We start from the raw sequence: 11938 nt of genomic DNA on the forward strand, positions 1-11938 counted from the left end.
TTCATTGGCTCGCTCGGTCTCGCATCTCTTCGAGAAACGGACGCAGCGTTTCTTCGGGGTACAGTACCCACGAGTAATCGCGGCGCTGAAGGATCGCGTTCGCATCTACTTCGCTCTGCACGCGCGCCAGTGCAGATTCACTCTCAGGAACTTGGTTAACGACGAGCGGGCGCAACTGTTCCTTCACCCGCTGAATCGCCCGGAACCACTCTCGCCGTGCCGCGTGCGCCCCACGTTGCGGCTCATGCGCCGTTAGCGACTCCAGTTCCGCGGCCAGTGCTCGTGCTTCGGGGGGCGTGTGCTGATCTGCGCTCAGGTGCTGATGCGGACTCCATTGTAGTTCACGAACTCGGCGCTGGGCGCGGTGCAGATCGATCGCGGTTGAGGCGAACGCGGGGAGCGGAAGGTGCAACGTCGCGGACAGAACTTGGTACGCGGGTGGTTCGATCCCGAAATAGTCGCGGATGATGGTGTCGGTCACTTCGTCGTACTTTCCGCCGCCGATCCCGTGGATGAAAAAGTCGCCGAGGCACACGCGGGCGAACAGCGTGAGCGTGAGTGCCCGCGGTCGGATTTCACGGTACGCAGACACGTGCTGAATGAAGCTATCGAGATTACTCGGGATGGGAGGTTTCGCGAAGGAATCACCCTCCAGGCGCCAAATGAACTCGCGACCGGCGCGAATCAACGGTTTCCCGCGCCGTTTCTGGCTGGAACCGATGTAGCTCCAAAAGGGAACCTCGCTCCACCCTTCACGCTCCGCCAGATCGGGAACGGGGTGGTTCGCGCTCCGGATTCGGTTCGCCTTTCGGTACCCCGCGACCGCGGTGTTGTACACCTCGCGAAAGCGCGGCAAATCATTCCAGATGTGCCAAACGAACCGCGCGAACGCTTTCGTTTGGGCCAGCCGGCTCACCGGCAGTTCGAGATTGTGGCAGCCCCACGCGCGTTCGCGTTCACCGCGTAGCGCAGTAAAGATGTCGCCGACTTTCCGGGTGCGCGGAGCCGTTTCGCTCCCCGCGCTGGTTCGCGCACTCGGCCAGTGCTTGGCCAGTAGGGGCTCGTATCCCCAATTCGCGTGGAGAGGGGCGGCACGATCCGGAAGGGAATCGAACAGTTGGGGATCGAAGACCTGATGACCCTCGTAAGCGAGTTCTCCGCCGTTGGGGTTGGTGTCGAACGCGAGCGTTTCGAGCCGCACCGAGTTCGGGTCGCGGTCCTTGAAGACCGGAAGGCGGAACGTGGGGTTCTTGAGTGTGTCGTTATCGACGACGAGATTGAGTGGAATACCATCGAGCTTGCGGGCGAACCCGTTCAGTGCGAAATTCTTCACCCACACGCCGGGGTGCGACAATTCCGGCTGGTGCCCTGCGAGAAGTAACGGCGCGTCGGGTGACAAAGAGATGTCATTCAGCAGAGACTGCGAACCCGCGCTCCCATCCGAGTCACGCACCAGGTCCAGAACTTCACGCCGAGCGAGCGTGCGCAATTCGCGGAGTGGAAGTCCACCAACAAGCACGTCCGCGCAGTCGAGTCGTTTGCGATTCGCTTCAACCAATCCCGGGACCGCGTCGAAGTTTGGTTCGGCCAGCACCGCGCCGTTTGCTGTCGGTGCCCGGTAGCGGTGCGCTGGCATTAGCACGACCCCGGACACGGACAACACGATGCGGCGCGAGCCGCTGGTAGCACGTCACACTCGGCCGCGGCGAGAACCCCGCGGTAGTACGCGAGCCGCTGTTCCGGGTCGTTCATCACACCCCCAAACGCCCGGTTGGGGTCCAAGTACAGGCGCGGAACACCGATCTCCTTCACCCGGAGTTCCTGCCGGGCGGCTTGCACCCACAGTTGCAGCGGCATGCCCCAGCCGCGCTCGGTGATGTGGAGCTTCTGGAGCGCCTCGCGCCGGTACGCTTTGAACCCGCAGAAGGCGTCCGTGAGGTCCAGCCCGTACCGCTGGTTGATCTCCCGCGTAATGGTTGCGTTGATGAATCGGCGATCGGACGGCGCGGGGGTGTCCTGGCGGAAGTCGCGGAAGTACCGCGAGCCGGACACGATGTCGCAATCGTGAATCGCTTCGAGCAGCACCGGGATGCGTTCCGGTTGGTGCTGACCGTCGCAGTCCATCGTTACGAGCACATCAAAATCGTGTTCGAGCGTGAACGCGAACGCCGAAATGAGCGCGGCCCCGTACCCGCGATTAACGGGGTGATCGATCCGCAAAAGTCCCGGTTCCTGATCGAGCAGAGCACTGGTACCGTCGGTAGACCCATCGTTCACAACGAGAATGTTCGGGCTGTATCGTCGCACCTCGGACAGTACGCCGTGAACGTGATTAGCCTCGTTGTAGACAGGAACTGCGGTGAGAACGCGCATAACGAGTCTTTCGTGTCGCGGTGCAGAACGGGCTGCCGCATTGTACTCGCACACCACATACCAAACCAAACCGCGGGGACCGAGCGATCTTTCAGCCCCGCGGTTGTTTACGCTGTTTACATCAGCAGTGCGGGACCAGTGTACCGCGGGCGCGGGTTGTGCGAAACCGGGTACCGCGGTTAACTCCGCAGCGGTTCGTAAACTACACCGGACCCGATTCGCCGCGACCACGGTTACTTCCCATGCCCACGGTAGTCAGCAAGCTCCTGGAACTGATCCGCTTCAGTCACACGATATTCGCGCTGCCGTTCGCCATCCTCGCGGCGGCCCTCGCGTGGCGGGACGAGAAGTTCCGCTGGCAGGACATGCTCGGCATCTTGCTCTGCATGGTGTTCGCGCGCAGCGCGGCGATGGCCTTCAACCGGGTCATGGACCGCCACATCGACGCGGCCAACCCGCGCACCGCGGGAAGGCACTTACCGGCCGGAACGCTCCGAGTCGGTACAGTGTGGGCGTTCACGCTGGTGTGCTGCCTCGGGTTCGTGGCTTCCACACTGCTCTTTTGCGTGCGCGAACCCGAAAACCCGTGGCCGCTTTATTGCAGCACGCCGGTGCTCCTGTTCGTGCTCGGCTACTCGCTCGCGAAGCGGTTCACGAGCCTCGCACACTTCTGGCTCGGGGGGCGCTCATGCTCGCGCCCGTTGCGGCGTGGGTCGCGGTGAAGGGATTAACCGACATGACGGTCCCGCTGTTGCTCGGCAGCGCGGTCGCGTTCTGGGTGGCGGGGTTCGATATCCTCTACGCCTGTCAGGACGCCAAATTCGATGCGGAGACGGGGCTGCACAGCGTCCCCGCGCGGTTCGGGGTGCCCAAAAGCCTACGCATTGCAGCCGTGTGCCACGCGGTAATGTTCGGGTTACTCGTGGGCCTGTACTTCGCGTCACCGCACCTGGACTGGGTGTTCCTCGCGGGCCTCGTCGCAGTCGGTGTGCTGCTCGTGTACGAGCACAGCCTCGTGCGCGCGGACGACCTCACCCGCGTGAACCGTGCGTTCTTTCACGTCAACGGCGTGATTAGTTTGGGATTACTTGCGATCGTGCTGGTTCAGTTGGCGGTGAAGTAGCTCGGAAGTTCCACAACTGGAACTTCCGAACATTCAACTTTGGAACGCTCGCGCTGGCGCTATTTTCCGAGCAAGAGAATCACGATTCCCAGAAGCGCGAGAACCAGCGCCACCGAGAGCACGATCAGGAGCGTGGTCGTGCGCGCCGGTAGAGGCGCGTGCGGTGTTGAGGGTGGCTGGTATTGGGGGTGGGTATCGTCGTCGCCGGCGGACGCGGTCGGCTCGTTGAACGGCGAGTTCCGAATCCCCGAGCCGGGCGACGGGACCGCGACTTTATCGTCGCTGCGCTCTTTGCGAATGGTGGCCGACGATCCGCCAGCCCCTGTGCGCATCGCCGCTACGACGATCTGCGACCGCGAACCGGAAGCAATGCGCGGCGAGGAACCGGGCGCTCCACGAGCCATCGCGACCCGCGGCGGGGGTTCGGGCATCCACCCCGCGGGCGGCGGGGGAATGTCCTCGGTATCGAACGGCGCTAGCGCCTCGAACACCTCCGCCACCGACGAGTATCGGTCCGCCGGGCGCTTTTGCAGCATCCGGTGAATTACCGCGGCCAGCTCCGACGGTACGTCCGGGCACAAGCGGTCGATGGGGACCGGTTCCTTGATCTGCTGCCACACGAGCTTCTGGGCGGTTCGCCCTTCCGGAAATAGTGGGCGCCCCGCGAGCAAGAAATACAGCGTCGCGCCGAGCGAGTAAATGTCCGCCCGCACGTCGACCTTCGAGCTGTCCACGGCCTGCTCGGGCGCGACGTAATCGGCGGTTCCCAGGATGTTCTTGTTGTCGAGTTGCTGGGTGAGCATCGTGCCCGCGTCAGCTTCCGAGCGCACGAGCCCCAAGTCGAGGATCTTCACAACGCCGGTGCGATCGAGCAACAGGTTCGCTGGCTTGATGTCGCGGTGAACGAAGCCCATTTCGTGCGCGTTCTGAAGCCCGAACGCCACCTGCCGGGCGTAGTGACACGCGGTGGCCACATCCAGCGGCGCGATCTGCGTCACGAGCGCCTGGAGGCTCAACCCTTCCACGTACTCCATTACCAGGTAAAGGATCTTCCCTTCCTGGCACAAATCGAAGACACGGACGATGTTCGGGTGGTCAAGGGTACCCGCGGCGCGGGCCTCGCGGAAGAACCGCTCGCGAGCGACCGGGTCGTTCTCGAACGCGCGGGGGTCGAGCACCTTCAGCGCAACGAGGCGCCGCATGTGGGCGTGTTCGGCGAGGTACACCTGCCCCATTCCGCCCGCGCCGAGTTGGTCGAGGATGAGATAGCTACCGAGGAGGAATCCCTTGTATTTCCCAGCGGCCAGTTTGTCGGCGTGGAACCGGGTAATCATGCCCGCGTTCACGAGCCGTTCGAGTACCGCAGTCGTCGTCAGAGGGGAACTGCTGGACGTTTGCAACCCGGCGAGGAACCCTTCCAAACGGTCCGCCGGCACGAGCCCGCTCTTGCGGAGCCGGTCGATGAGTTCGGCAACACTGGTGGGCGCGGGCATAAGCACCCGAGAGAGTGGGTCGATAGAAATAATTGTAGGGATTTAGTGTAGCACACCACGGCCTTCAAGGGCTATGCCGTTGATGAAGAGTTATTGCCCGGCAATTGCGATCAGTGCCACGACCCCGGCGAGCACGGCCGCGAGAGCCACAACCAGTCCGATGGCTCCCACCACTCGAGACAGCGGGCGTTGGGGAGTCGGGCGGAATGACTCGGACTCATAGATATCTGGTACCCGTGGCGGCTCAACTGGTGGCGGACTAACCGGGGCGGTACGATTGAGAGCCAGTGGTGAAGCGAATCCGGGCGCCGTTTTTTGTTCATTGGGCGAGGGCTCGAGTGCAGACGGAGCCGGGGGCGGGGGCGGTTCGGCCGACTCAACGGGGAACAAACTGGCCGTGTCCCCCGCTTTCGTCTCGGCCCCAGCCGCGCCACTCTCTGCACTCACGGGAACTAAAACGATTCCGCCCGAAGACCCACGAGCGTTCGTCTTGATGATCCGCAGCGTATCCGGGAGCGCGGGTTCTGGTTCGGTCGGCGCGCGGTCGTGGGCAGTGCTGTCCCGCGTGAGCCGAAACAACCGGTGGGGGAAATCTGGTCCCGGCACCGCCCACGGGTGGAGCGCGGCCACCACCGCGGCGGGAGTCGGGTAGCGGTCGGCGCGATCGCGCGCCATGAGTCGGTGAACGGTCGCGGAGAACTCGACCGGCAGGTCCGGGCGCAACTGTTGGAGCGGGTGCGGGTCACTGGTCTGTTTGGCCCGCAGTTTCCACGATAGGTCGTTGCCAGGGTACGGCGGGTGCCCGGTTAGTAGGAAATAAAGCGTGCAGCCCAGCGCGTAGATGTCGGCGCGGGTGTCCACCTCTGAGCTGTCGATCGCCTGTTCCGGGGCGAGGTAGTCGAGCGTCCCGAGGATGACTTCGGTCCCGTTGATCCGCGAGTTCGCGTCGTCCTGAGCGAACCGGGCGATCCCCAGGTCCAGAATCTTCACGGCCCCGCGCCGGTCCACGAGCAAGTTCGCGGGTTTGATGTCCCGGTGAACGAGCCCGACGGACGCGGCCCGTGCCAGCCCGTCGGCTACCTGCACGGCAACTGCAGCGACTTCCCCCGCGGCGAACGTCCCGCCCCGGGCGACGGCCTCTTGCAAGCTCACTCCGTCCACGTGCTCCATGACGAGGAACGGCGGGTCGTGTGCCATGTCCACGTCGAACACGGCGACGATGTTGGGGTGGTCGAGGGTCGCGGCAGCACGGGCCTCGCGGAAGAACCGCTTCCGGGCGCCCGGGTCCGCACGCAGTGCGGCCGAGAGCACCTTCACCGCGACCCGCTTACCGAGGACCGCGTGCTCGGCGAGGAACACGGACCCCATTCCCCCGCGCCCGAGCCGGTCCAGAGCGCGGTAGTTTCCCAACCACAGGGCGGCACTGTTCCCGGTCGCGACCGAGCCGGCCTGGAACTCCGTGAGCAACCCCTCGGCGACCAGGCGCGCGAGTACCCCCGGCACGTCCGGCGCCGAACAGCGCTCCGCAAACGCCGACAGCCGGGCCGACTCGACGAGTCGGTCGCGGGCGAGGGCGTCGAACACATCCTGTACAGTCTGCGGCCGGGTCATGGGTGCTCGGCTCGTCGGTAATTGCTGCAAGATAGAACAAGATCCCGCGCCCGACTTTTCCGCCCGTATCGGTTGCCCGGCCGGGCGCGTGTTCTATAGTTGCGCGGTCTTCGTACCCAACAGGTGCCGAAGGCCCGTAATTTCACGCACGAACTCAAACGGCCGGCTCGCGGGCCGCTACCGGTACCAGTGCCTTCACACGGGGGATTGATGCGCCGCTCTCAAAAGCCGGCCCGCCGCGGCGTCGCCGCCATCGAACTCGCCTTCGTGTTCCTGCTGTTCGTGATCCCGATGATGATCGGGATCTGGGAAGTGGGGCGGATGGTGCAGGTACAACAGATCGTGAGCAACGCGGCCCGCGAGGGCGCGCGCCTCTCGGCCCAGGCGTACACGATCAACAGTTCCGGCAGCCCGACCCAGATCCGGGTGTCCACCGGCACGGTGAACGTTCGAGACGCGGTGTACGACTACATGTACGCTGCCGGGCTGACGAACATACAGCCGACCGATATCACCGTGACGTTCGCGTTCACGACGCCCCGCACCACCGATTACGTCCCGCTCTCGACCGACCCGGTCGGCACCAGCTTCCCGTCCGGGAGCTACCCGACGGACCCGTGCTACGGGGAAAAGGGGATGATGTTCAACGTCACGGTCACGGTCCCCTGGAACCGGGTGCGCTGGGTCAATTTGGGGATGATTAACCCGACAAACATAACGTTCACGGTCACCTGGCAGATGCTGACCGACGATCGGTTCCAGGTGAACGCGGATCTGCCCACCTGGTAATCCCGGAACCCCCGAACCCGCGCCCAACGGAACGAACCCATGCTCGTAACTCGACCCCGTCACACGCGCCGCCGCGGGATCACCATCGTCGAGTCGGCGCTGGTCCTGTCGGTCTTCATGATGCTCCTGTTCGGCATGTTCGAGTACTGCCGGTTCCTGATGGTGCTGCACGTCACCAACAACGCGGCCCGCGACGGCGCGCGGTACGCGGTGGTGAATCTGGACAAGCCCTCGACCTTCGACGGCACCAACTACACCGACGCTTCGGGCACGATCTACCTGTCCATTCAGAACTACACCACGAGTCGAATGGGCGGGATCCAGAAGAACATTGAGGGGTACCAGGTCGCAGCCTACGCGGTCGATCAGGCGGGATTGGCCCTTAGCCCGCCAGTCGTGCGCCCGAAGGCCAAATCGACCGCGCCTGCGGGTACGTACCCGGACCCGTTCAACGGGTCCGACCCCAACGCGGTACCGTGGAACACGGCCGTTTTCACTGAGAAGATTGCTGTGACGATCAACGGGAACTACCGCCCACTTCTGCCTACGCTCATGTTCATGCCGGCCACAATCTCTGTGAGAACGACAGCGATCATGGGGAGCGAAGGGTAATCCAAGGCAAAAGTGAAAAGGAAAAAGGTAAAACGAAAGCGGTAAGACCGAGACAAATAAGGCAGAGCGAAGGCAGGACTTGGTTCCTTGTTTCTCGTTCTGCTTTTTTCCTTTCTACTTTTGCCTTTTTCCTTCCAAGTCGAGGCTTTCCAGCTCAAAGGGCGGCTTCCCGGCTCGCGCCCGCAGGCCGTTCACGCCGCTCAGAATCACCCGCCGCGTCACGAGCCATTTCTGAAACCGGTGTTTGCCGGGAAAGTCGATCAGCATCACTCCCATTAGAATTGTGAGCAGCCCCTGACCGGGGACGCCCGGCAGCGAAAGCACCACGCCGAGTGCGATCAGGAAGTACCCGATCGCGTTCCGGATCAGAATGAGGAAGCACTTCAGAACCGGGTGGCGGTCGATCGGGCGCTGCGCGTCCGGGTTCACGAAATAATCCGCGGGCAGGCGCGCGAGGATGTACCCGACGGCGAACAGGCTGACCGTCGCCATTCCCACTGCCATTCCGACACTTAGTGCGATCAGGTGCCACGCGGTCCAGCCGTCGGGCAACCGGCTCGATAACCATTCCGGCATAGAAGTGTCTCCGTTCACCGCCCGGTCGTATTCTACCCGCGTGTGGACCTGAACCGGGGGGACTGTTTGAAGATGACGCCCGAAACGGAAATTATCGCGTGTCCGGCGTGCAAACACGTGGTCCGCGTACCGCTCGACTGGCTCGGCACGCAAGTCCAGTGCCCGGAGTGTAAGGCGATGTTCCGCGCTCCGGTGCGCGCGGGCGGCCAGCTCACCGAAGCCGAACTGATCTCGCGCCCGGCGACCACTGGGGCACCGAAGCCCAGGACGCGGCCGGACGTCATGCTCATGCTCCCGGCGTTCGGGCTGCTCCTGTGTGGTGTGATGGGCGTGCTCGTAAACGCCTGGCTACTCGTTTTGGTGGCCGACCCGGTCAAAGGAAAAGAGTGGGCGGCCAAGCAGGTCGAAACGCTGCGCAAAATGGGCGTCGGTGCGGGCGGCCCGCCCGAAAAGCAGGCCGAAAACGACGCCCAGGAAACGGAACAGCTACTCGGCCAGTTCCGGTGGATTCTGCCCGCGTCGCTCGTGGTGAGTGTAGTCGTATTTTTGGGCGGATTGTCGATTGTGCTGCGGCGCAGTTACCGCCTCGCGCAGGTGGCGTGCGTACTCGCGGCACTCAATTTCGCGCATTTGTGCTGTATCCCTGGAGCGATCGCGGGGTTGTGGGGCCTATTGATGCTCGGCTCGGCCGAGGGGCGCGAGCACTTCCAGCGGTAACACGAACGGCCGTAAATCTGCTATCATGTCTGTTTGCTTTCGCCCGCGCAAGAGTTAACGATGTCCCGCTCCGGCCGACCGACCGACGACAAACCGCTCCCGCCGCTCTACGCCATGACCCACGGCGGGATCGAATCTACCGCGGCCGACGAGATCACCCGCGACATTGGCGGCGAGGTGAAGAAAACCGCGCGCGGGCTGGTCGTGTTCCGCACGGACACCCTGAACGACAAGGTGCTGTCGCTCCGCACCACGGAAGACGTGTTCCTGATGGCGTGGGGATCGGACTCGCTCACCTACAAGTCCGAAGACCTCGAAACGCTCCGTACCTGGACGGCCCGCAAGCCGGACTGGGACCACCTGTTCAAACTGCACCACAAGATCCGGCCCAAAACGAAGGGGCGCCCGACGTACCACCTCGTGTGCCAGATGCAGGGCGAGCACGGGTTCCGCCGGGCCGACGCGCGCGCGGCGTTCATTGAGGGGTTGGCCGGGAAGATCCCCCACGGTTGGCACTACAGCAACGAGAACGCCTGGCTCGAAATCTGGCTGACGATCTACAGCAAAACGGCCGTGTGCGGCGTGCGCCTCTCGGACCGCACGATGCGCCACCGGACGTACAAGCTGGACCACATCGCGGCGTCACTGCGCCCAACCGTGGCGGCGGCGATGGTTCGACTGGCAGGGATCGGGCCGGAAATGACCGTGCTCGACCCGTTCTGCGGGGCCGGAACGATTCTGGCCGAAACGCTCGACGTGGCCGAAAAGCGGAGCCGCGGGGGGCAGGTCCGCGTGATCGGCGGCGACATCGACCCGAACGCGGTGTTCGTTACGTCGCAGAACCTGGAAAACGTCGGCCGCGCGTCCCTCGCACGTTGGGACGCCACCGCCCTGCCGCTGGAGACCGCCAGCGTGGACCGGATCATATCGAACCCGCCGTTCGGTAAGCAGCTCTCGTCCATCGAGCAGATCGGGCCACTGTACGAGGCTGCTGCGGAAGAGTGGGACCGCGTGCTAAAACCGGGCGGCCGAGCGGTGCTGCTTGCGATGGAGCACGAAGGGCTGAAGCGCACGCTGCACGCGCACCGCTGGTCGCAAGCGCGCCAGACCCGCGTGCGACTGCTCGGTCAGCCGGCCATTCTGAGCGTGTGGAACAAACCCGCGATATGATCTCGTGCTGTTGGGCGGCTTCGGCCCACGGAGCCGGATTCACTCCTCCCCCAGCACCAGATCGAGTGCCCAGCAACCGCGGACATGCGAAGCGTTTGGGTCGCGAAGGTGATCGAGGATAGCCGCGGTATCGCAGCCCGCATCTTGGAGTGCGTCTGCGAGGATCGGCAGTCGGTCGAACGCCCGTTCCGCGTAGATACCGTCCGCAAGCAGCAACACATCGGACGTGCGCCACGCGGGAGTGAAGGGGGCCGGGCGGAACGGGTTCCCGAAGATTTCGCGGAGTATGTTGGCTTGTGCGGCCAGTTCCGCGGTTTGATCTGGTCCCGAGATCCAGACGGCTTTGGCCGCACAAACGCTCACTGAAAATGCATAATTTTGGATATCGGGTTCGGCCGTTGAAGCGGCAGCATCGGCCGCGTCCTGCGCATTACCATCAGCGTTATTGGCGATGCGTCGAGCGATTTCTGCCATCCTGAGCAAAACGCTGCTGGTCGCACGATCATCTGCGTAGTCTTCCGCAGTTTCAACAGCGAGCTGACATTCCTCGGGCAAAAGAGTCCAGATTCTGCGACTACAAGCAACACAAAAGAGGCGGAGCTTTCGCGCGCTCCGCTCTTGAACGCGCTCCGGGTACAACCAGCGCTCCGGGTCATCGTCCGTCAGCCATTGCGTTTCCGTCATTGCGCTCTCCGCTCACTTCTTCGGCTTGCGCTTCTGTGAGAAGATCCAGTTCCAGAATTCTTTCTCCTCGAACGCGGGCGACCAACTGTTGTGCCCCACTTTCGGGTACTCGGTGTACTTCGGCTCCGCGCCGGCTTTCTTGAGCGCGTCAACGATCTCGCGCGAGCCGCGTACCGGCACCGCGGTGTCGGCGTCGCCGTGGAACGCCCACACCGGAACGTGAGCGATGTCCTTCGCCTTGCTCACGTCGCCGGCGCCGCAAATCGGTACACACGCGGCGAACAATTCGGGCCGGCGCTGCACCGCGTCGAGCGCCCCGTAGCCGCCCATTGACATCCCGACGACGTACACACGGTCCGGATCGATGGGCAAATCCTTGAGGAGCGAATCCGTTAACGCGAGTGCGAGTTTCAGCGGTTCGCCGATCTCCGGAGATTTGTAGCTCCCCTTCTCCCACGGCACCTCGACCCAGCGTTTACCTTCCGGACATTGCGGCACTACTACGAACGCCTTCTCTGCGGCGACTTCCGGACGTGTCGTGACGCTCGGCTGCTTGTCCTTCCAGAACCACACGAGCTGCTTCTTGTTGTCAGTGCCGCGTTCGCCGGCTCCGTGTAAGATCAGGACGAGCGGATACTTCTTTCCGGCTTCCGCGTCGGCCGGCTTTATCAGCCGGTAGGGGAGTGTCGTCCCGTCGGCCTTGAACTCTTTGGCCTCCGGTTCCACCGCACCCGTGGCCGTGGACGAGAGCGTAAACGCGAACGCCGTGAGCACCTGACGCATAGAAGCT

Annotated in this window: 11 protein-coding genes and 1 pseudogene; 5 read left to right on the top strand and 7 right to left on the bottom strand. The window is 63.6% G+C overall.

Features of this window, described 5'->3' with window-relative positions:
* Position 1: 1 nt before the first annotated feature.
* Together VT84_RS35150 and VT84_RS35155 are read right to left on the bottom strand one after the other, a co-directional pair.
* Entirely contained in the window at positions 2–1636 is a 1635-nt protein-coding gene (locus tag VT84_RS35150) for a hypothetical protein (RefSeq protein WP_082842810.1), read from the bottom strand.
* Positions 1636–2373, bottom strand: a complete 738-nt coding sequence (locus VT84_RS35155; protein WP_052550288.1) for a glycosyltransferase family 2 protein — start codon at positions 2371–2373, stop codon at positions 1636–1638. Before VT84_RS35155 ends, VT84_RS35150 begins: the two co-directional genes overlap by 1 nt.
* Before the next feature lie 242 nt (positions 2374–2615).
* Between VT84_RS35155 and VT84_RS42610 the strand changes: the two are divergent.
* Positions 2616–3496: pseudogene (locus VT84_RS42610) on the top strand (UbiA-like polyprenyltransferase).
* 59 nt (positions 3497–3555) lie between these two features.
* Here VT84_RS42610 and VT84_RS35165 read toward each other — a convergent pair.
* A complete protein-coding gene (locus VT84_RS35165) occupies positions 3556–4989 on the bottom strand; it encodes a serine/threonine-protein kinase (RefSeq protein ID WP_052550284.1) in 1434 nt (477 codons plus the stop codon).
* Positions 4990–5079: 90 nt separating this feature from the next.
* Positions 5080–6600: a serine/threonine-protein kinase gene (locus VT84_RS35170; protein WP_052550282.1), complete on the bottom strand. Its 1521-nt coding sequence runs from the start codon at positions 6598–6600 to the stop codon at positions 5080–5082.
* 210 nt (positions 6601–6810) lie between these two features.
* Here VT84_RS35170 and VT84_RS35175 point away from each other — a divergent pair, with 210 nt between their 5' ends.
* Complete coding sequence (locus VT84_RS35175) at positions 6811–7389, top strand: TadE/TadG family type IV pilus assembly protein (RefSeq protein WP_052550280.1); 579 nt, start codon at positions 6811–6813, stop codon at positions 7387–7389.
* A gap of 39 nt (positions 7390–7428) precedes the next feature.
* The gene (locus tag VT84_RS35180) at positions 7429–8001 is read left to right on the top strand and encodes a TadE family protein (protein WP_052550278.1); all 573 of its coding nucleotides are present in this window, start codon (positions 7429–7431) and stop codon (positions 7999–8001) included.
* A 114-nt stretch (positions 8002–8115) separates the two neighbouring features.
* Here VT84_RS35180 and VT84_RS35185 read toward each other — a convergent pair whose 3' ends face one another.
* Positions 8116–8577 carry a hypothetical protein gene (locus VT84_RS35185; RefSeq protein WP_052550276.1) on the bottom strand — a complete coding sequence of 154 codons (462 nt, stop codon included), beginning with the start codon at positions 8575–8577 and terminating at the stop codon, positions 8116–8118.
* Between the two features lie 72 nt (positions 8578–8649).
* Between VT84_RS35185 and VT84_RS35190 the strand changes: the two genes are divergently transcribed.
* Entirely contained in the window at positions 8650–9294 is a 645-nt protein-coding gene (locus tag VT84_RS35190; protein WP_052550274.1) for a hypothetical protein, read from the top strand.
* Positions 9295–9354: 60 nt separating this feature from the next.
* Positions 9355–10464, top strand: a complete 1110-nt coding sequence (locus VT84_RS35195; protein ID WP_052550272.1) for a methyltransferase domain-containing protein — start codon at positions 9355–9357, stop codon at positions 10462–10464.
* A gap of 39 nt (positions 10465–10503) precedes the next feature.
* Here VT84_RS35195 and VT84_RS41530 read toward each other — a convergent pair whose 3' ends face one another.
* Both VT84_RS41530 and VT84_RS35205 read right to left on the bottom strand, forming a co-directional pair.
* Complete coding sequence (locus VT84_RS41530; RefSeq protein WP_052550270.1) at positions 10504–11148, bottom strand: hypothetical protein; 645 nt, start codon at positions 11146–11148, stop codon at positions 10504–10506.
* 12 nt (positions 11149–11160) lie between these two features.
* Positions 11161–11931: a prolyl oligopeptidase family serine peptidase gene (locus VT84_RS35205; protein WP_052550269.1), complete on the bottom strand. Its 771-nt coding sequence runs from the start codon at positions 11929–11931 to the stop codon at positions 11161–11163.
* Positions 11932–11938: the final 7 nt, after the last annotated feature.

Origin of the sequence: Gemmata sp. SH-PL17 (genome assembly GCF_001610855.1) — a bacterium.
GTDB lineage: Bacteria > Planctomycetota > Planctomycetia > Gemmatales > Gemmataceae > Gemmata > Gemmata massiliana.

What these genes read in the sequence shown, in the direction of transcription:
- VT84_RS35175 (WP_052550280.1), top strand. Translation starts at nt 6,811, where the DNA reads ATGCGCCGCTCTCAAAAGCCGGCCCGCCGCGGCGTCGCCGCCATCGAA.
- VT84_RS35205 (WP_052550269.1), bottom strand. Translation starts at nt 11,931, where the DNA reads ATGCGTCAGGTGCTCACGGCGTTCGCGTTTACGCTCTCGTCCACGGCC.
- VT84_RS41530 (WP_052550270.1), bottom strand. Translation starts at nt 11,148, where the DNA reads ATGACGGAAACGCAATGGCTGACGGACGATGACCCGGAGCGCTGGTTG.
- VT84_RS35185 (WP_052550276.1), bottom strand. Translation starts at nt 8,577, where the DNA reads ATGCCGGAATGGTTATCGAGCCGGTTGCCCGACGGCTGGACCGCGTGG.
- VT84_RS35195 (WP_052550272.1), top strand. Translation starts at nt 9,355, where the DNA reads ATGTCCCGCTCCGGCCGACCGACCGACGACAAACCGCTCCCGCCGCTC.
- VT84_RS35165 (WP_052550284.1), bottom strand. Translation starts at nt 4,989, where the DNA reads ATGCCCGCGCCCACCAGTGTTGCCGAACTCATCGACCGGCTCCGCAAG.
- VT84_RS35180 (WP_052550278.1), top strand. Translation starts at nt 7,429, where the DNA reads ATGCTCGTAACTCGACCCCGTCACACGCGCCGCCGCGGGATCACCATC.
- VT84_RS35170 (WP_052550282.1), bottom strand. Translation starts at nt 6,600, where the DNA reads ATGACCCGGCCGCAGACTGTACAGGATGTGTTCGACGCCCTCGCCCGC.
- VT84_RS35150 (WP_082842810.1), bottom strand. Translation starts at nt 1,636, where the DNA reads ATGCCAGCGCACCGCTACCGGGCACCGACAGCAAACGGCGCGGTGCTG.
- VT84_RS35190 (WP_052550274.1), top strand. Translation starts at nt 8,650, where the DNA reads ATGACGCCCGAAACGGAAATTATCGCGTGTCCGGCGTGCAAACACGTG.
- VT84_RS35155 (WP_052550288.1), bottom strand. Translation starts at nt 2,373, where the DNA reads ATGCGCGTTCTCACCGCAGTTCCTGTCTACAACGAGGCTAATCACGTT.